The following is a 19,462-nucleotide window of genomic DNA, read 5'->3' as shown; positions in this document are numbered from 1 at the left end:
CACGGCCGAGCGGTATGCCCACACCGCCCGCAGGGCAGTCAAAGGCGTCAAAGATCATTTCGGAACCGAGGGGCAGCCCATGGCCCGTGAACGCAACGTCGCCCTCGCCGCACTTCTGCGCGAAGCAGGCTGGTCCCAGCCACAAGCAGCCGCCGCGGTGGCCCGCGTGGCCGCTGAGAGCGGAGTGCGCGAACTCGACGCGATCTCCCGCTCGCACATCGCCATGTGGGTCCAGGGCACAAAGCCCAGCGGCAGAGCACCGCATATCCTGCGCGAGACGCTGTCCCGCAGACTTGGCCGCCGCCTCTCCCTGGCCGATCTCGGGCTGGAAGAAGAGCCGACAGGCACGACCGACAGCGGTTCCGACTGGAGCGTCGACCCTCTGACCGCACTGGCCGAGCTGGGAAGCGACGATCTCGACATGCACCGACGCAAGCTGCTGGCCACCGCCGCCTACTCCGCAGCCGGCCTTGCCCTGCCCACTACCTCGTGGTGGGCAGCCGCCCCCGCTGCAGCGGCGAACCGCCGACCGGCCTCCTCGCGCTCGGTGACCCAGGCGGACATCGACGACGTCCGCGATCTCACGGTCTACTACTCCGCGCGCGACCAGCAGCGAGGCGGCGCATCCGGCCGCAAGGCCCTCGCCAGCCACCTGCTCGACGGTGCGGTACCGCTGCTCGGCGGCCGATTCCGCACAGATCAGCTCCGCCGCGACACGTACTCCGCCGTGGCGGAGATGACCTACCTCGCCGGTTGGATGGCCTTCGACGCCAGCGAACACCGCACTGCCCAGCGCTACCTCACCATTGCCGCCCGCATCGCGGCGGAAGCTGGAGACGGACCGCTCGGTGGTCACGTCCTGCGCGCCCTCGCCCACCAGGCCGTGGACCTCGGGCATCCACGCCGGGCACTGGCCCTGGCCGACGCCTCGATGTCCCGCGACCGCTACGGCCAGGCCAGCCATCGTGAAAAGGCGCTGCTGGCGATCGTCCATGCACGCGCCCTTGCGTCCGACGGCGACCGGGCCGGCACCCTCGCGGCCATTAGCCGCGCGGAGCGGGACCTCGCCCGCGCCGACGCCACCGAGGCACCGGCCCGCGTCGGCTTCTTTCAGGAAGCCTCCCTCGCCCACGAGACGGCCTGCGCTCTGCGCGACATGGGCCAGCCTCGGGACGCGGAGATCCACTTCAAGCGCAGCGTGGCTACGCGCCGACGCCAGCAGTTCGCCCGTACCCACAGCGTGACGCTCGGCTACCTCGGCGCTGTCCAAGTCCAGCAGGGACGCCTCGACGAGGCATGCGCAACCTGGAACGAAGCACTCGACGCCATGGCCGGGATCCAGTCCGGGCGAGCCCGCGACGTCATCGTCCGCATGCAGAGCGACATCTCGCCCGTCCGGCAGCGCGGTGGTCGCTACGTCGCCGAACTGGACCGTCGCGCGCGAGGCATGTTGCGCGCCATAGGCTGACCACAGAACGGTTTCGCGGCCCTGACCGGAGGCCGCCGCGCACGCTACGCCCAGGGAGAGGAACGAGCGTTGATGCCGACCTACGAGGTCAAGTCGATCGCAACGGTCGTCGGCGGCCACACCCGCGTACAGGACGACTACCAAGGCGGGGTCGAATCGATCATCCGGCTCGACGACGCGTATCCCCTCGAAACGCTGCAAGGAATCGAGGAGTTCTCCCACCTGACCGTGACCTGGCGCTTCCATCTGGCCCGACCCGAAGATGTCCAGCTCCACGCACGCAGTCCAAGGGGAAACCAGAACTGGCCGGCGACCGGTACGTTCGTCCACCGCAACCACCGGCGCCCCAACCAACTGGCGGTCAGTTACCCGCGGTTGCTTAAGGTCGAAGGCAGGGACCTCCTGGTCACCGATCTCGACGCCGTCGACGGGACGCCCGTGATCGACCTGGCACCGTACTTCGAACAGATGGGGCCTCAGGGCCCGATCCGTCAGCCCGCATGGCCTGGCGAGATGCTTGATCCGAACTACTGGGCGAAGGCAAGCGAACGGCCCTCCGAGCGTCCCCTGTAGGGGAAGTGACTGAGCTGCCCGACTCGTCAACCGCATGGCCGGGAACCACTTGGAAGTCTGGCTCAACCCGCAGCCCTCGCGTTCCGGAACTCACACCACGTCTCCTCGCCGCTGCTCTCCCACGCGTCTGAGATCGCATCGACAAGCCGGATCCCTCGACCGGATTCACCGTCGGGTCCGGCTTCCTTGAGTACAGCTGGGGCCGGATGGTGATCGGTGACCGAGACGCGCACCACGTCGACGGCCACCGTGATCCGGAGCACCACTTCTCCCTCACCGTGAATCACGGCGTTGGTGACCAGCTCCGAGACGGCCAGTACGACGACCCCCGCCACCGGCTCCGAAACACGGCACCGCCGCAGGAACGCCCCGGCTGTCTGCCGCATCTCCCCAACTTTCGCGAGATCAGGGAGAAAGGCCGCCTGACAGCCATGGGATGCCGCCGGTATGCCTGCCCTCGCCGATGTGCTGTGCCGGTCTTCGTGAACCGACCTCGCGCATGACATGCCTGCCACGTCGGCAAAGCTACGGATGCCCCCGCGCGGCGGGGTCTCCTCTTGGAGCCTGGTCATGGGGGCTATCGCACCGCGTGGCGACGCCGTCGACCAGGGGAATCCAGAGGGGGAAATATCTGTCAAGGGGGAAAGTTGGAGGGGGAATTGAGGCCATGATTGGATTCCGCCCACCAATAGAGGTCACACTCATGCCAGATCCGTTCGCCGACCTGCTCCTCCGGCTCCGGCAGGAGGCGGGCAGGACGCAGGAGGAGCAGGCAGACGCGATCAACGCTGTCTCCGGCCGGGACACCATGACCCGCCGAGAGATCAGCCGCTATGAGAACTTCGAGAACGTCCCTACCAATCACACAATCGCCCACATCGCGGCGGCCTGCGGTGTGCCCTTCGAGGAGCTACAGCGGGAGGCCAAGGCTGCCCGCGCTCGGAAGAGAAGGGGGCATGCCAATGCAGAGGAGGACCAGGACGCCGTGAAGCGTCGCACGCTGCTGGGTGGCGCCGCTGTCGGCGTGAGCGCGGCTGCCGAGCCCTGGGGGCGCCTCGCCTTCGCCCTCAGCAAGGGGGCCAAGATCGATTCGCCCACCGCCGTCGCGCTCATCGACCGGGCCGCTGAACTACACGTCCAGGAACTCAATCTCAGCGCCCGGCGGCTACAAAGCACGGTCGAGTCGCATCTTGACGCGATCACCGCGGCTTTGCCTCGTGCCGGCGAGCACGAGCGGGCTCTCACTATCGCCGCCGGAGAAACCGCCGCCCTGGCCGGTTGGGTTGCCTGGGACCTGGGTGAGCACGACAAAGCCGACGCGTACTACAAGGTCACGTCGCAGTGTGCGACGACCGCCGGGCACCCTCCGCTCCGAGCCCTGGCCCTGACCTACAGCAGCTACGGCGCCTCGAGGCCGAAGGCGAAGTTGGAGTTCCTTTCCCAGGCGGCCAGCGATGTGCGAGGCCACGGCAACGCTACTGCTGCCGCTTGGGTCCTCGGCAGGCACGCCGAGGAGGCTGCGGCGGCCGGCGACGAGATGGGGGCGCTCCGGGCGTTGGAGCGAGCGCGCTTCGCCTACGACTTCGCGGATCACACCAACGAGCAGGCGTGGGTCCGGTTCGTGACCCCGTACCGCATGGACTCGCTGGCCCTCTCTGTATACGGGCAGTTGGGGCGTCCCGAACTCACCGCTGCAGCAGACACCGCAGTCGACCGCCTCGGAGACGAACTCCCGGACGGAGGCGTCGTGGTCCTCGGTGATCTCGCTTCGGCCCTGCTGCGTGGAGGTGACGTCGACCAAGGGGTCTACGTGTCACGCCAGTTCGCCGCAGCGGCACAGGCCAAGCCCAACACGATGGGCAGGGAGCGCGCATCGACAATCGCAGCGTCTCTCCCCGACAGCGAGCAGGAACTGAGCCGCCATCTGCGGCAGTTCGCATCCTGAGTCCCTGCGCGGCACGCGGACAAGCCCAGGACGCGAACAGTCGTACGGCCGGTCCGTCGCTCCGCAGACCTATGCCGTCTCCGCGACTACCCAGGACAGGTACGCCTCCGAACCGCCGGTCACGGGCAATGTGATCCACTGGGGGACGTCGTACGGGTGCTTCTCGTGCAGCCACGCCTCCAGTGCCGGGAGACGGTCCGTCGTAGTCATGTACGAGATCCGCCACTCCTGCGCCGTCTCAACCTTCCCCTTCCACCAGTAGAAGGCGGTGATCGGCGCATCGATGTGGACGCCCGCTGCCAGCTTGCTCTCCACAGCGCCCCAGGCCAGCGCCTTCGCCTGGTCCTCGTTGTCGCTGGTCGTCTGCGCGATCACAATATCGTTGGCCATGCAACTACCTCTCCAGCTCGGGTACCGCGACCCTACCCAGCCGTCAAGGGCACGCCGAAAGCCGGTCGCTGCCGGTGAAGGAGGGGAACTACCCACCGGCCCGGATCAGTCAGACGGCAGCGAGTCATTCTGGGTGGCGCGTCGCTCCGGCACCACGGTGAAGGTCCTCTCGTCGACGAGGTTGTGTAACGGCTTCATGATGCGGGGGTCGGCGCATGTCTGCGCCTCAACGGATCCGTGGCAGGAGGGCTCCACGCAGTTGTCCGCGGGCATTCGCCCACGGCAGACAAGAAAGAACTCCAAAGGACTGGAAACCTCCGCCGGGAGCATGTCAACGTACAACGTCCCGGAAAATACCAGGTCAGACGCATGCAGTTTCTCCAGCGCGGCCGGATTGCGATTGATTCGGAACCCCACACCGCACTGGGCTGCTTTGCTGGCACGGTCCTACTTAGGAGGCCCTCCTGTCGGTTCCGCTATTCGTTCCATGCGCTTCATTCCCCCTTCCTCTTTGCGTTCGGCGCACTGAATGCCTGGCCTGTTCGGCGAGGACCTGCTGCCACACGGCTACCGCCGCGATAGGGCCGTCCCCGCACTTTTGCGGCGCACCCCGGAGCTGCAACTCGCTTGGTGGCCCATGCCGTCGCGGTTCCTGAGCGTGTAATGGTGGGGAATCATGACTGCCCGCCTGATGACGATCTGCTGGTGTTTGTTGCGGACGGTGCGGCCCCATCCCTGCGCTCAACGGCTGGCGTCTTGACTGCGGCCAGCCCGAGGAGCTGTCGGATGCATTTGATGAGGCGCGCAACATAGACCACGATCGCCGGTTAGCCAAACCGGCGATCGTGATGACCATTGAGGGTGTTCGCAGCGGCTGTGCTTGGCGGTGGAGCCGTTGCGGGATGCAGTCGGTAGTGCCGCAAAACGCAAGGAGGTAATGAGCGGCCCCGCCTGCGGCTTCCCTGATTTTGCAGCGCCGGTTGCTCAAAGCAGCGGTAGCCGCGTCGAGTTTGCGTGAGGGCACTCCGGCGTTGCTGATCCCGTTCTGTCGCCAGTGGGCTCCCTCTCGAGGAACTTCACCTGATGTGCCGATCCGCGATACCCCATGCCCTTTCACCCTGGCCTGGCGGGCCCGTCCGTCTTGCTTGCTGACTCCGCGTCTATCCGCAATCGCAGGGCGGCGTCATGTCAGTAGTGGTTCGGCCCGGGCAATAGCTGACGCTCAATGAGGGTCTGTGCCGAGCTCTAGATCTCCCGGTCGATCCGCCGATTGCTGACACGTCGACCCCAAGTCCATCCCTACCTCAAGGTTCTCCTCCATGCCTGCACGCCTGCTGTCCATCCCGGCCGTCGCCGCCGCCTTGGACGTCGACCGACGCACTGTCTACCGCTTCATCGCTGCAGGCGACTTGCCTGTCGTCGACCTCCGTACCGGATCAGGCCGGTCCCGTGTACGGGTCCCCGCGGTCGGCCTCGACGAGTTCATCAGCCGCCGCGCCGTCGTACCGCCGGCAGCCCGCCGCTGACCCTGGGCCATTCCACCCCGTCACCGTTGAACAAGGAGTAGAGCCTCGTACCTCCGTAAGTTGAAGTCCGGCAAGTGGCAGGCGACCGTACGCAACCGGACAGGAGACCGGTTCAGCGAGTCGTTCCCCCTCAAGGCGCAGGCGCGCGCCTGGGGCATCGAGATGGAGACCCAGTTCGCACGCGGAGGCATGCGCGACCCGCGGGCCGGCGAGATGTCGTTCCGCGAGTGGCACGATCGATGGTGGAACGCCCGAATCGTGGAGCCCCACACGCTTCGCGGCGACGCATCCAACATCAAGAACCACGTCATGCCCTACTGGGCGGACTGGGAGATACGGGCCATCACCCGCATGGACGTCCAGAGCTGGATCCGGACCCTGGTCGAGAAAGGGGCGGGGGCCGCTGCGATCAAACGGGCTTACAACCTGACATCCTCCATGATGCGCGCTGCCGTCGACGACGATGTCCTGGCGGTGACCCCGTGCCGCAACATCGACTTGCCCCAGATCGCGGTCAAGCCGCCGCAGTGGTTCACGCTTGACCAGGCACAGAGCATCCTGGACGAACTCCCCGCCGCGTGGCGGACGATGTGCTTGCTCGGCTTCTACACCGGACTCCGATGGGGAGAACTGTCTGGCCTGCATCGCCACCGCATCGACCAGCGCCGCTCGCGACTGTTTGTGGTGGAGGTCAACAGCAAAAGCGGCATCAAGGAGTACCCCAAGAGCTCCAAGAGCCGTAGAGAGGTCCCGCTCCCGCCTCACGTCCTGGAGGCCCTCGAACGCCACATCCACCGGCTCGACCGGGACGCCGTGGTGTTCACCACCACCACCAAGGGCCGTGCCGGACGGCTCCTCGCCGACAGCAACTGGCGCCGGCAGATCTGGTGGCCCACCGTCGAGGCCGCCTACTACTTCGACAGCGACGGCGAGCAGCTACTCGTCCCGCACTACCCGCCGCACTCCATGCGTCACACCTGCGCCTCGTGGCTGGTCCAGAAGGGAGTCTCGCTCTACGAGGTCCAGCACCTCCTGGGCCACGAGAGCTTCCAAACCACCCAGCGCTACGCTCACCTGCAGCCGGACGCGCACAAGGCCGTCCTCGGAGCATGGGAGCGGATGGAAGCCCCGCTCACCGTCGCAGCATGAACGTTCCATCTCCCCTGTCCGCGCCGGACGGGGGAGAAGGTTTGACCGCAGGTGACGCCCGGACTAACTGGGGTCGGCCAGCGGGTGTTACCTCGTATGGAGGAAGTCCCTGGCGCCGCGGAGCCTGATGCCCAGCCGTTGCGCGGCGCGGCTGTCGAGGCGTACGTCCAGTGCCCCCGGTAGCCGGGTGTCCGCCCGACGGCCCGCGGGCAGCAAGGAGGGTGCGATGCCATCGCGGCGGGCGATGAGCACGCCCAGCGAGTAGCGGCTGAGGGCGTCGGTGCCGGCGAGGTGGAAGACGCCTGCCTCGTTCGAGGCCGCGAGCTTCCACAAACCGGCCGCAAGATCGGCGACGTGGACGGGGCAGCGAATGTCGTCCGTGAACAGGGCTCCCTCCCGCTCATTGGCAGCCAGCTCGTGCACCACCCGTTCGTGGTGGGATCCTCCGTCGCCGATGATCAGGGAGGTGCGGACGACAAGGCCGTCCGGGCACAGCAGTCGCACAGCGGTCTCAGCGGCGGCCTTCGCGGCCCCGTACGGGGTGATCGGGTCTGGGGCGCAGGTCTCGTCGTAACGGGCCTTGCCGATGCCGGAGAACACAGCATCAGAGGAGACATGTACCAGGCGGATTCCGAGCTTCGCGGTGGCCATGGCGATGTGGATGGAGCCGTCCGCAGTGATCGCCCAGTCCGCACCGCCGCTTCCCACGTTGATCACCGCGCGAGGTGCCACCGTAACCAGGAGCGCTTCCACCTGTGCGGGATCACGGACGTCAAGCTGGTGCCAGGCGCCGGCCTGCGCGGCACTGGGGCGGGAGTGGAACGTAGCATCCGCCTCCCAGCCCCGTACTTGCGCTTGGCGCAGCAGCTCCGTCCCTAAGAACCCGCTGCCACCAATGATGAGCATCCTCATGCCGCACACGCTAAGGCATGCTGTTGGGGCGGCGGAGAGCACGGAAGATGCAGCAGGAGGCCGGGCCCGTTCGGCGTGAGCATCCCGCAGGGGACCGCAGCACGGTCGTGCGCTCACCCAAGTTCGAGGGAGGGTCTGTGTGGTGAGTCCTCGTGTAACTCCTCAACAGAGAGCATCAGTTAGAACTGGTGAGTCTCCCGCGGAAGAGCGGCATGAAGCAGAACACGCGTGCGAGTGAGTCGGCAGTTGAGGGCGGTCTGCTGGCGCAGTTGACGAAGCTGGTGGTCGAGGGGCCCTAAGGGTGAGCTCAACGATCATCTCGGGCGGGAGAGCAGGGGCGGACCGACGAAGGACCCGCGACCGTCTTGCCGGCGTCGCTTCCCTAGCTCCGGGTGGGGAGGCTGGTGGAAGTCTTCACGCCTGTATGGCGATGACATAGGCCGACGGGCTGGAACTGTACGGCCCTCCATCTGTCCCTCCAGCTCCATTAGCAGGCCATGGAGCTGGGCGAACACTTGCGCCGCTCGTGAGGCTACCAACGGTGATCAACTCGTTGCCCGAGGTGTGCCCTTGGTAGTGCGTGCCGACTCCGGGCTCCCGTTACACGCGTTCAGCGTGCTGCGGATCCCCTTGATGAGCCGCCAGTTCGTGACGCCGGGCTCCTCGCGGAGTCATCTATGCTCGCGCCCACTTGGTATGACCAGTTCGCTTCAGGGGGCGGGGAGCCGCATGGCCGATGAGATCAAGTACGAGTACAAGGCCGTGCAGACGGTTCGGGGCACCGACGCTTTGGTGATCTCGAAGATGCAGAAGGACGGATGGGAGCTCGTGGAACAGCTCCCAGGCAGACTTCGCACCACCCTCAACTTCCGTCGGCCGAAGAGGCCACTGCCTTGGCGTCTGATCGGGGCGGGGGCTGCCGCCCTCGTGGTCTTGGCCGCCATCATCGGCACGGGCGTTGCGCTCGGCGACGGCGACGAGGAGAAGGGCGCGTCGGCCAGTTCGACGGCCGCCAGTGAGAAGCCTTCTGCTACGCCGCCCGCAGACGAGCCGACCACCGCTGAAATGATCACGGCGCAGAACAGTCCCGAGTTCGCGACGTTGTTGAAGGCGGATCCGTGTGGCGAAGCGAACGTGAACTTCGCAACCAAGCACGAGGGGCAGACGGTCGCCTTCGACGGGTCAATCAGGCACATGGCGGCCCACGCGGATGACCGAACCCGCTACGACTTCCTTCTCGGCCCGGGCGACAAGGGGCCGCAGACGACGGACGGCCCGAACTTCAAGTACGAGGACGTCAACACCGGCAACCTCCACCTGACCGGCAAGGAGGTCCCTGCCACCCTTGCAGTTGGCGACAAGTTCCGCTTCATCGCCGAGGTGATCGAGTTCAACACGGTCCAGTGCCTATTCCGCCTCGCCCCGGTCTCGACGGAGACCCGGTAGCCGAAATGGGCAGCCTTCCCATCATGGAGGGAGCTGCCCGATGGAACGGCCCCCTGCTCCATCCATTCGAGAGTTTTGAACTTTCCCACCAGCTTGCCAGACGGCAGCGCCATCCTTGACCCATGCCCGCATCCAGCCCTGCCCAACGGCTCGCCGACCACGTTCGACACCTCCTTGGCAGCGGACCGTTTCTCCAGCCCGGCGGATGGACCCACATGGGTGCCGTCATCTGCGACGTCAGCTTCCAGCCACGGTGCAACTACGAGAGGACTCTCCGACCGCGGCTCCTCCATTTGCAACTGAGCTGGGCTGATGCAAGAACAGTCCGCGGCTTCCAGCGCCGGCTCGTCACGGAAGACCTTGCCGTGGCCATGAAGTTCAACCACGCACAGAAGGTCGCGACGGCTCACGCCATCACCGACCTCCTCGCTGCCGACGGGGTCGATACCCGCGAGGACCTTCACACCTGGCTCGATCATCAGGCCAATCGCGCCGCTCTGCGCACGGTGAAGGGAGTGGGGCCCAAGAGCATCGACTACATAGGCAATCTCGTCGGCCGTTCGCACGTCGCCGTTGACGTACATCTGCGCGCCTTCGCCGTGGATGCTGGTGTTCCGGATCTCCCATACGACCAGTTGCGCGCAGTGTATGAGGAAGCCGCCGCACTTCTCGGGCACGACAAGGGTGCACTGGAGCATGCCGTTTGGCGGCATAGGTCGAAGGCCCCGTAGCCACCCAGCGGGCCCGGCCGTTGTAGGTGCCGTTACACCCGGATGTCCGTGGCGCGGGCGCTCTCCACCAGGCAGAGACCGCCGATCCATGGATAAACCTTCCCCTCCCGCTCCTGCGCGGGCGCTTCTACGGTCGAGGCCGCAGGCGCTCACCCGCCCGCCGCAACGAAGGAGCGAGCCCCCTATGGAGAAGACATCGACGACCACCGGGCCGCCGACCGGCCTTGTCGAGACGGCCTTCACCGTCAACGGCGAGGAGGTGTGCCTCGCTCTGGATCCTCGTGAGTCTTTGCTCGACGTGCTACGCGAGCGTCTCGTGCTGACCGGAACCAAGAAGGGGTGCGATCAGGGGCAGTGCGGCGCCTGCACGGTGCACGTCGACGGCCGTCGCGTCGTCTCCTGTCTGACTCCGGCGGTCCAGGTCGCGGGATGGGACGTGATGACCATCGAAGGCGTCGCGGCCCCCGACGGCACGCTGCACCCGTTGCAGCAGGCGTTCGTCGACTGCGACGCCCTGCAGTGCGGCTACTGCACACCTGGGCAGGTGATGTCCGGCCTGGCCTGCCTGGCCGAAGGCCACACCGGGACCGACGGCGACATCCGTGAGTACATGAGCGGCAACCTGTGCCGATGCGGCGCGTATGTCGGCATCACCGCCGCCATCCGCCGGGTGGCCGACCAGACCAAGCGGACCGAGGTGTAGACGGTGCGCTCATTCGCCTATGTGGTGCCCGACAGCGTCGCCGGGGCCGTCGATGCCCTGGCCGCCGCCGAGCCGGGCACCAAGCTCCTGGCCGGTGGCACGACCCTGTACGACCTGATGAAGCTCGGCATCGAGGCGCCGCCGGCCGTCATCGACATTCACCGTCTCGCCGAGCTGACCGAGATCAGTACGGGTGAGGGCGAACTGTCCTTCGGTGCGGGAGCGAGAATGGCCGAGGTCGCCGACCATCCGGTCGTACGCCGCGATTATCCGGCGCTGTCGGAATCCTTGTGGCGGGCGGCGTCCCAGCAGCTGCGCAACATGGCGACGGTCGGTGGGAACCTGCTGCAACGCACGCGGTGCGGCTACTTCCGCGGGGGAGCGGAGTTCCCCTGCAACAAGAGGAATCCGGGCAGCGGTTGTGCGGCTCTCGATGGACTCGACCGTACCCACGCGTTGCTGGGCACCAGTGACACCTGCATCGCCACCTACCCGGGCGACTGGGCCGTAGCCCTGATCGCGTTCGACGCCGAACTCGACGTGGTCGGCCCGGCAGGCGAGCGGACGCTTCCGCTCGGCGAACTGCACGTCGAACCGGGAGACGACCCCCTGCTCGAACACACCCTGACTCCCGATGAGTTGATCCTGCGGATCCGCGTTCCCGCGACACCCGCCGGTCGCGGCTCCACCTACCACAAGATCCGTGACCGGGAGTCCTACGCCTTCGCCCTCACCTCGGCCGCCACCGCCGTGACGCTGGACGCACAGGGAAGGGTCACGGACTGCCGGATCGGTCTGGGAGGGGTCGCCACGCGCCCCTGGCGGGCGACGGCAGCGGAACGCTCACTGATCGGCGAGCGACTCACCAGGGAAACCGCCCGCCGCGCGGGGGAAGTCGCCTTCGCCGCGGCCCGCCCTCCTCGCACCGGCGCGTTCCGAGTGGAGCTGGGCATCCGCACCGTCACTGACGCACTGCTCACCGCCGGGAAGCGAGCCGCCCGATGAAGACCCCAGACCTGCGCCGCGTCGACGCCCACGAAAAGGTCACCGGCAGCGCACGCTACGGCGCAGACCGCGTCCCGGCCGACCTGGCGTACGCCATGTTCGCCGTGGCCACGATCGGCAGGGGCCGCACCGTGGCCATCGACACCGCCGCGGCCGAGGCGGTCCCCGGTGTCCGTCTGGTCCTGACCCGGTTCGACGAGGACGAACTGCGTGGCCCCGGGTTCCTGATGGGCGGAGGCTTCGCCTTCCAGAGCCTGCAGCCGCTGCTCAGCGATGTCGTCGCCTACCGGGGACAGCCGATCGCGTTGGTTGTCGCCGACACTCTGGTCGCCGCCACCGAGGCGGCGGAACTCGTCCGGGCACGCTACGAGACCGAGCCGTTCGCCGTCGGACTCGATGACGAAGGTGCCACCTCCGTCATCCAGGAAGAAGCCCTGCCTTGGTTTCCCGACGTCACGGTGGGCGACGCCGAGACCGCGTACGCGGCGAGCCCGGTACAGATCGACGAGACCTACCTGCACCCGGCCCAGCACCAGGTCCCGATGGAACTGATCAGCTCAGTCGTGGAATGGCAGGGTGACAGGCTCGTGGTGCACGAGGGCACCCAGCACGCCGGCGCACTGCGCCACGGAGTCGCCACGCAGCTGGACCTCGATCCGGCCGACGTCGAAGTCATCTCGCCTTACATCGGGGGCGGCTTCGGATCCCGCAACGCACTGCAGCCGCACATCGGACCACTGGCGCTCGCCGCACGTCGGCTGATGCGTCCGGTCAAGCTGGTCGTTCCGCGCCCGCAGACGTTCCACGCCGGCAGCTTCCGGCCGGTCAGCCGTCATCGCATCCGGCTCGGCGCCGACCCGTCGGGACGGCTCCTGGCCGCCCTCCACGACGCGGAGCACCAGACGTCCCGCCACGACCTGTACCCCGCCATGTTCACGGAGATGACGTCGAGACTGTACGGCGTACCCCACTTCGGGGGACGTCAGCGCCTGGTTCAAACTGATGTCCAGACGCCGGGATTCATGAGGGCTCCGATGGAGGGCCCGGCCAGCTTCGCGTTCGAGTCGGCCATGGACGCACTGGCGTACGCCACCGGCCAGGACCCCGTCGAGCTGCGGTTGGTCAACGACACCGCCACGGACCCGGTCACCGGGCTGCCCTTCTCCTCCCGCCACTTGGCGCAGTGTCTGACGCGAGGTGCGGAGCGGTTCGGATGGGGCAAACGCGATCCGCGGCCGGGGTCGATGCGTGCCGCCGATGGATCGTTCGTGGGCCTGGGCGTCGCTGTCGGCGCCCACCCGGTGCTGGTCGCTCCGGCCGTGGCCCGTATGTCCGCTGCAGCCGATGGCCGCGTGACCGTCAGCGTCGACGGCCACGAGATGGGGCAGGGCATCCGCTCGGCCATCGCTCTCCTGGTCGCGGAGGACCTCGGTGTTCCCGTGCGGGACGTCGTCGTACGGGTCGGTGACACGCGCGTCGCGCCGCAGCATCTCACCGCCGGGGCGTGGGGCACCGCGACCGCGTTGCCCGCTGTGCACAAGGTACTGCGCGAGCTGCGCAAGCACCTCGGCACGGGCGACACCGGGACAGTAGATGTGGCAGCCGCGGTTCGAGCCACCGGAGGCGGGGCGCCGGAGGTGGAGGTGACCTCCGTGGGACCGGGCCAGCCCCCCGAGATGCTCGACCGTTCACGGGCCGGCCTGTTCTCCGCCGCGGGTCCGGTCTTCCCCGACTTCACCGCCTTCAGCTGGACCGCTCACTTCGTCGAGGTCCGCATCGAGGCCACGACACGACGCATCAGTGTGCCCAGAGCGCTCTGCGTGGCCGACTGCGGCCGGGTCGCCAGCCCGGTCACCGCGGCCAGTCAGGTCCGCGGGGGCGTGGTCTGGGGTATCAGCCAGGCGCTCCGCGAGTCGAGCGAGGTCGACGGGCGCTTCGGCGGATTCCTCAACACCACGCTGGAGGAGTACCCCGTCGCGGTCAACGCCGACATACAGGAGATCGACTTCGACTTCATCGACGAGCCCGACCTGCTCCTCAACGACATCGGGGTGAAGGGCCTCGGCGAAGTCACGATGATCGGCGCGGCAGCCGCTGTCGCGAACGCGGTCTTCCACGCCACCGGACAGCGACAGAACCAACTGCCCATCCGGATCGAGCACGTGATGTAGGCCCCACCGGGACCACTGGAAATGCATCCTCCCCGGAAATGCGCGTCCGGGGCTTGCCCGGGTGTTGTTCTGCACGGCGCAGGCCCTGTTCGCCAACGCGGTCTTCCATGCCACCGGCCTTACCGGCCGTCGGTCCCCGTCCGACCGCCGGACCTACCAGGGTCGCCCCGCGTATGTGCTCAGCGTCCAGGCGCGGCGGCAACCGCCCTACCCACCCCTGCGGCGAACCCGGAGGACGCCCCATGCTGAACATCGCGGACACACTGCACCGCTGGTGCCGCGAGGCACGCCCCTTCGCCCTGGCCACCGTCGTCGACGTCACCGGCAGCGCGCCCCTGCCCGTCGGTACGTCGGTCGCCGTGGACGAGGACGGCAACGCGGTCGGCAGCATCTCCGGCGGCTGTGTCGAGGGCGCCGTCTACGACCTGTGCCGACAGGTGCTCAGTGACCTGGGTGCCCCGCAGCGCGCCTGGTTTGGGTACTCCGACGACGACGCCTTCGCGGTGGGCCTGACCTGCGGCGGCGAACTCGATGTCCTCGTCCAGCGCATCGACCCCGCGACCCGGCCGCATCTCGGCGCGGCCCTCGCCGAGGTTGCCGGGGGCCGACCCGCCGCAGTGACACAGGTCGTCGACGGCCCCGACGGACTGATCGGTGCCACCCTGAGCGTTCTCGGTGACAGCTGGATCGCCGACGGGGCGCTGGCCGCAGGGCCGACAGGCCAGGCGGTGGCGGATCGGGCCACGGCCCAGCTGCGGGCGGGACGCACCGCGGTCGTCTCGATCGGCGGGGACGCGGACACCTGCCCCGACCGCCTCCTGTCCGTCCTCGTCCATGTTGCCGCGACCCGCCCCCGCATGCTGATCTTCGGTGCGGTCGACTTCGCCACCGCGCTCAGCCAGGCCGGCCGCTTCCTCGGCTACCGGGTCACCGTGTGCGATGCCCGCCCCGTGTTCGCCACCGTGGCACGCTTCCCGCACGCGGACGAGGTCGTGGTCGACTGGCCGCACCGCTACCTGGAACGCACCGAGGTGGACGGCCGTACCGCCGTCTGCGTCCTCACCCACGAATCCAAGTTCGACATCCCCCTGCTCCGCCTGGCACTCGATCTGCCCGTCGGTTACGTGGGCGCGATGGGATCCCGCCGGACTCACGACGAACGCCTGCGTCTCCTGCGCGAGGCGGGCGTCGCGCAGGACCGACTGGCTCGGCTGCGCTCCCCGATCGGTCTCGACCTCGGAGCGCGCACCCCTGAGGAGACGGCGATCTCCATCACCGCGGAGATCCTCGCCCACGCCAACCAGGGCACGGGTCTGCCCCTGACTCTCGGCACGGGCCCGATCCACCGGCCGGGCCACCAGGCCGTCGATGAGTGTCCTGCCCAACGCCCGCTACTGACGCCCTGACCCGGCATCCCCTTCGGGATGCCACCACCCCCTCGCACACAAGGCTGATCATGACGACCTTCGCCCTAGCCGTCCCCGGGCCCGCATTCCAGCGCGGCTGGGACGGCTGCCCCGCGGCTCTGTCAGACCTCCGGGCACGTCGGATGATGCGACTGCTCACCCGGCAAACCCGCCACGGTTCACTTCAGGGGGACCGTCCATCCGGTGATCCGGTCCTTCGCGTATGCCGAGGACCCGCGCTGGTGCCACCTCGACGAGCCCACTCTGTGACGGCTGCCCAGGAGGAGCCCCATTCCCGAACCGGTGTTCCTCACCGTCGACGCCTATCCGGCTGTCGGACTTTCTCCGGACCGAAGGCCCGGATGTCGGTTTTCCGGGATCCGGCGGTCATGGCTGGCTTCGGCCCCCCGGCGGGGCGAAACGTTGCGGCGGAAGCCGGCCGATCACAGCGCCCGGCGCTTGAGGGAGAGAGTCTTTCGTGAACGTCACGACCACGAGGAACGCACCGCAGGAACGGCGGGTGCCCACACTCGTCATGGCCTGCGTCGGCGTGTTCGTCGCCTATCTGCCGGTGACCACCGTCTCGGCCAGCCTGCCTGCCATTCAGCGGGCGCTGGACACGTCGACCTCGCAGCTGTCCTGGGTGAGCGTCGCGTTCGTGCTGCCCATGGCCGCGCTCATCCTCACCGCGGGCGTCTTCGGTGACGTGCACGGCCGCAAGAAGGTCTTCCAGGCGGGCCTGGCCTTCAGCGGTCTGGGTGCCCTGATCGCACTGTGCGCCCATTCGATCGAGGTCGTCTGGGCCGGGCAGGCCTTCGCCGGTCTGGGCGCGGCCGCGCTGCTGCCCTCGACCCTCGCCCTGATCAGCCACGCCGTCCCCGACCCGCGCGAGCGCGGGAACTTCATCGGCGTGTGGGCGACCTCCCTGGTGGCCTCCCTCGCACTCGGCCCCGTCATCGCGGGCGTGATCCTCGACCACTTCGCGTGGCGCTGGCTCTACCTGCTGCCCGTCCCCGCCTCGCTGCTCGCGCTGGTCGTCTCGACGAAGCTGCTCACCGACTCCCGTGCCCCGGGCACCCGCCGGCTGGACTGGGCCGGCCAGCTCACCTCCGCGCTGGCCATCACCGCTCTGGTGTACGGGATCATCGAGGGCGGCGCCAACTCCTTCACCGACACCAAGGTGATGCTTGCCCTGTCGATCGCCGTCGTCGCATCGGTCGCCTTCGTCCTGGTGGAGCGGCGCAGCTCCAGCCCGATGCTGGACCTGACACTGTTCCGCAGCCCCTCCTTCACCGCCACCGCACTGATCGCCATGATCAGCTTCCTCGGGCTCATCGGGTTCATCTTCGCCCTCAGCCTCTACTTCGGCATGGTCCAGCAGCTCAGCACCCTCGAATCGGCCTGGCGGCTGCTGATGGTGTGCATAGTGCCGCTGCTCCTCGGTGTCCCCATCGGGCGCCTGATGCACCGGGTCTCTGCTCGGGTGCTGATTCCCGGCGGCCTGCTGGTCGCGGCGGTGGCGCTGCTGTCGTTGACCACGATCGACGTCGACACCTCGTTCGGTTCACTTGCCTGGCGGCTGACCCTGCTCGGCCTGGGCGTGTCGTTCGTGCTGACCCCGATGACCGCCACTGCCGTCAGTTCGGTGCCGTTCCACCAGGCCGGTATGGCCGCTGCCGCCAACAACGCCTTCCGTCAGCTCGGCGCCGCCCTCGGCCCCGCTGTCCTGGGTGCGCTGCTGTCCGCTCGGGCTGTGGACGCTCTGCCCGGACATCTCACCGCCGCGGGGCTGGGCGGGGCGACGGTCCTGCGCGTCACCGAGGCCGCGGACGCCGGCGGGCTGAGTGCGGTCGGCAGGCTTGGTATGGGCGCGGACACCCCGCGTGTCCTCGGGGCCCTGTCGCAGGCGTTCATCGACGGTCTTCAGCTCTGCCTGGTCGTCGCGGCCGTCCTGACCCTGCTGGCGGCTGTGGTGGGATTCGTCCTGCTGCGCAGGCCGCAGCTGTCGGCCCTGGCGGCCGCAGGCCCGGCTGCCTCCGTCCAAGGGCCTCGCAGCCCCGACCTGCCCGCCACCGAGCCTCGGACGGCAGCCGGGTCGCAGGCAACCGCCGACCCTCGGTGAGCGCCGGCCCTGCACCGAGGTGACACCTGACGTACCGGCACGGCTCAGGAGCGGATAGTCACCGCGCCGGTACAGGCGCCGACCGTGGGGACGGGCACGGCGCCGCTCAGTGGCCTGGGACCGGACCCTTCCGGTCCCAGGCCACACAGCGCCGTCGTACGACATGACGTGAACATCACCCGCTCGAAACAGGAGCTATCGATGCAGTCCCCTTCGCCCGACGCGCTTGATCTGAAGCTGCTGCACGCGCTGCTCTTCGACCGCCTGCAACGCACACCTCAGGTCATTTCGGTCAGCGCCCACTGCCTGCTGCACACCTTCTACGGCGGTCCCCTCGGCTGGCTCGACAAGACTCAAGCGCTCGAACCCGACCAGGAGGCGGCACTGCGCCTCCCGCACAGCGAACCGGTGGTCGCCCCCGTCACTCTCGAAGGAGCGGACGAGGCGCTGCTCGCCGTGCTGCGGCGCGACGGCCGGGCAACCTTCAGCGAGCTGCAATCCAGCACCGGCCAGTCGGATTCCGCTGTCAAGCCGCGCCTGGAGCGTCTGCGTTCCACGGGCATCCTCTACTTCAAGGTGCAGTATGACCGCGAGTCCCTCGGGCACGGCATCAGCGCGATGCTCTGGCTCACTGTCGCCCCCTCCGCACTCGATGCCGCCGGACGGCAACTGGCGGAACACCACGAGGTCCGCTTCGCCGGCGCCACTACTGGCCAGGCCAATCTCGTCGCCACTGTCGCCGCCTCGAGCACGAGCGAGCTCTACACCTACCTCAGCGAGAAGATCGGCAGCCTCGACGGCGTGCAGGCCGTGGAAACCACCCTGACCCTGCGGCATGTCAAGCAACTCACCTACGAGCCGAGCCGCTGACCGCCGAAAGGGCACCAGGCGACTGAGATCACACATGGACCCTCGGGCGGCTTGCTGCGCCCGGTCTGGAGGCGCTGACCGGCTGTGGCGTCTCTACGGCTCGGCCGGGGACCGCCGATCCATGGACAAGGCGTCCTCTCCCGCCCCTGCGCGGGCGCCTCTACGGTCGGGGCTGCGGGCGCTCACCGGTCCGCGGAAGCGAAAGAAAGCCAGGGAAGCCTTGTAGGAGCCGGATTCGGTTGAATCGGCAGCCCGCGCGGCGGTGACCTTCTGGCGCGTGCCGGTCGGCCCTACCGGACCGTCGGCAGCAAGGAGTCGTGGACGAGTGCCGGGGGCAGAGGGCCGGTGCCGGTGGCGCACATGCCGTCGAAGGTGAGCCGGAGGTAGCGCCGCCAGGCCGACGGATCGGCGGCCAGCAAGGGTGCGGCGGTGTAGTACACGCCGCAGATCAGCAGCATCACGTCCTGCCCGTTCAGGTCGGCACGGAGTGAGCCGTCGCGTTGCGCCCGCCGCGCCAGTGCCCCGGCTGTGGCGATCAGCTGTTCCTGTCCGGCCTGTATCTCCGGGTGCCGAACATCCGACACCATGCGGAGTGCCTCCGCGAGCGCCCGGTTGTTCGCGTAGAGATCGACGCCCGCGCTCATGAACTGCAGCAGGGCGGCGTCCGCGTCGGCCTGCTCGGCCTGCTGGCGGCCCACTGCCACCAGCCCGTCGATTGCCTCGCCGATGATCGCGGCGAACAGGTCCTCCTTGGTGGGGAAATGCCGGAAGACGGTTCCCTTTCCGATACCGGCCCGTGCCGCGATCTGCGCAGTGGACGCTTCCGCGCCGTGCTCGGCGAACACCTCCGCGGCTGCCTTCAACAGCGCCTGGCGCGTCCGTACCGCGTCGGCTCTCATCCGTCGCGCGGGCGGCGCTGCAACGGCTTCTTCTTCAGTGCTCATGGGTCCACTCTACGCAACATGACCGGACGGTCCGGTTAGGTGGTACGGTAGTTAAAGTGACCAGCCGGTCCGGTTACGGTTCGTGGCTGTGGCCACTCCGG

General features: G+C 68.1%; 17 protein-coding genes. 13 read left to right on the top strand and 4 right to left on the bottom strand.

Annotated elements, in window-relative coordinates:
- Window positions 1-79 precede the first annotated feature (79 nt).
- Both OG841_RS12300 and OG841_RS12295 read left to right on the top strand, forming a co-directional pair.
- Window positions 80-1,468 (top strand): Tat pathway signal protein, encoded by a 1,389-nt coding sequence (locus OG841_RS12300; protein ID WP_371565030.1) that lies wholly within the window; start codon window positions 80-82, stop codon window positions 1,466-1,468.
- A gap of 72 nt (window positions 1,469-1,540) precedes the next feature.
- A complete protein-coding gene (locus OG841_RS12295) occupies window positions 1,541-2,041 on the top strand; it encodes an SAM-dependent methyltransferase (RefSeq protein WP_371565024.1) in 501 nt (166 codons plus the stop codon).
- Window positions 2,042-2,103: 62 nt separating this feature from the next.
- On the opposite strand, the gene OG841_RS12290 is transcribed toward OG841_RS12295, so the two are convergent.
- A complete protein-coding gene (locus OG841_RS12290; RefSeq protein ID WP_371570669.1) occupies window positions 2,104-2,490 on the bottom strand; it encodes an ATP-binding protein in 387 nt (128 codons plus the stop codon).
- A 254-nt stretch (window positions 2,491-2,744) separates the two neighbouring features.
- Here OG841_RS12290 and OG841_RS12285 point away from each other — a divergent pair, with 254 nt between their 5' ends.
- Window positions 2,745-3,986, top strand: a complete 1,242-nt coding sequence (locus OG841_RS12285) for a helix-turn-helix transcriptional regulator (protein WP_371570666.1) — start codon at window positions 2,745-2,747, stop codon at window positions 3,984-3,986.
- 69 nt (window positions 3,987-4,055) lie between these two features.
- Here OG841_RS12285 and cutA read toward each other — a convergent pair whose 3' ends face one another.
- On the bottom strand, window positions 4,056-4,376 hold the full coding sequence (gene cutA, locus OG841_RS12280; protein ID WP_371565021.1) for a divalent-cation tolerance protein CutA: 321 nt from the start codon (window positions 4,374-4,376) through the stop codon (window positions 4,056-4,058).
- 1,319 nt (window positions 4,377-5,695) lie between these two features.
- Between cutA and OG841_RS12275 the strand changes: the two genes are divergently transcribed.
- Together OG841_RS12275 and OG841_RS12270 are read left to right on the top strand one after the other, a co-directional pair.
- Window positions 5,696-5,902 carry a helix-turn-helix domain-containing protein gene (locus OG841_RS12275; RefSeq protein WP_371565018.1) on the top strand — a complete coding sequence of 69 codons (207 nt, stop codon included), beginning with the start codon at window positions 5,696-5,698 and terminating at the stop codon, window positions 5,900-5,902.
- Between the two features lie 60 nt (window positions 5,903-5,962).
- Entirely contained in the window at window positions 5,963-7,051 is a 1,089-nt protein-coding gene (locus OG841_RS12270) for a tyrosine-type recombinase/integrase (RefSeq protein ID WP_371565017.1), read from the top strand.
- Window positions 7,052-7,138: 87 nt separating this feature from the next.
- On the opposite strand, the gene OG841_RS12265 is transcribed toward OG841_RS12270, so the two are convergent.
- Window positions 7,139-7,963, bottom strand: a complete 825-nt coding sequence (locus OG841_RS12265; protein ID WP_371565016.1) for an SDR family oxidoreductase — start codon at window positions 7,961-7,963, stop codon at window positions 7,139-7,141.
- Between the two features lie 729 nt (window positions 7,964-8,692).
- On the opposite strand from OG841_RS12265, the gene OG841_RS12260 reads away from it, so the two are divergent.
- The 8 genes from OG841_RS12260 to OG841_RS12225 all read left to right on the top strand — a co-directional run bounded on the left by OG841_RS12260 (window position 8,693) and on the right by OG841_RS12225 (window position 18,417).
- Complete coding sequence (locus OG841_RS12260) at window positions 8,693-9,409, top strand: DUF4839 domain-containing protein (protein ID WP_371565013.1); 717 nt, start codon at window positions 8,693-8,695, stop codon at window positions 9,407-9,409.
- Window positions 9,410-9,531: 122 nt separating this feature from the next.
- A complete protein-coding gene (locus OG841_RS12255; protein ID WP_371565011.1) occupies window positions 9,532-10,140 on the top strand; it encodes a hypothetical protein in 609 nt (202 codons plus the stop codon).
- A 184-nt stretch (window positions 10,141-10,324) separates the two neighbouring features.
- Entirely contained in the window at window positions 10,325-10,843 is a 519-nt protein-coding gene (locus tag OG841_RS12250) for a (2Fe-2S)-binding protein (RefSeq protein WP_371565008.1), read from the top strand.
- Window positions 10,844-10,846: 3 nt separating this feature from the next.
- Window positions 10,847-11,848, top strand: coding sequence for an FAD binding domain-containing protein (locus tag OG841_RS12245; RefSeq protein WP_371565006.1), 1,002 nt, complete (start codon window positions 10,847-10,849; stop codon window positions 11,846-11,848).
- The gene (locus tag OG841_RS12240) at window positions 11,845-14,019 is read left to right on the top strand and encodes a xanthine dehydrogenase family protein molybdopterin-binding subunit (RefSeq protein ID WP_371565002.1); all 2,175 of its coding nucleotides are present in this window, start codon (window positions 11,845-11,847) and stop codon (window positions 14,017-14,019) included. Before OG841_RS12245 ends, OG841_RS12240 begins: the two co-directional genes overlap by 4 nt.
- Window positions 14,020-14,261: 242 nt before the next feature.
- The gene (locus OG841_RS12235; protein WP_371565000.1) at window positions 14,262-15,425 is read left to right on the top strand and encodes an XdhC family protein; all 1,164 of its coding nucleotides are present in this window, start codon (window positions 14,262-14,264) and stop codon (window positions 15,423-15,425) included.
- A gap of 535 nt (window positions 15,426-15,960) precedes the next feature.
- Window positions 15,961-17,547 carry an MFS transporter gene (locus tag OG841_RS12230; protein ID WP_371570664.1) on the top strand — a complete coding sequence of 529 codons (1,587 nt, stop codon included), beginning with the start codon at window positions 15,961-15,963 and terminating at the stop codon, window positions 17,545-17,547.
- A 168-nt stretch (window positions 17,548-17,715) separates the two neighbouring features.
- Window positions 17,716-18,417 carry an Lrp/AsnC family transcriptional regulator gene (locus OG841_RS12225; RefSeq protein WP_371564998.1) on the top strand — a complete coding sequence of 234 codons (702 nt, stop codon included), beginning with the start codon at window positions 17,716-17,718 and terminating at the stop codon, window positions 18,415-18,417.
- 290 nt (window positions 18,418-18,707) lie between these two features.
- Here OG841_RS12225 and OG841_RS12220 read toward each other — a convergent pair whose 3' ends face one another.
- The gene (locus tag OG841_RS12220; protein WP_371564995.1) at window positions 18,708-19,361 is read right to left on the bottom strand and encodes a TetR/AcrR family transcriptional regulator; all 654 of its coding nucleotides are present in this window, start codon (window positions 19,359-19,361) and stop codon (window positions 18,708-18,710) included.
- Window positions 19,362-19,462 lie beyond the last annotated feature (101 nt).

Origin of the sequence: Streptomyces canus (genome assembly GCF_041435015.1) — a bacterium.
In the GTDB taxonomy this organism is placed as follows: Bacteria; Actinomycetota; Actinomycetes; order Streptomycetales; family Streptomycetaceae; genus Streptomyces; species Streptomyces canus_G.
The sequence above is the reverse complement of the archived record's forward strand: the minus strand, read 5'-3'. Positions and strand labels throughout refer to the sequence as shown.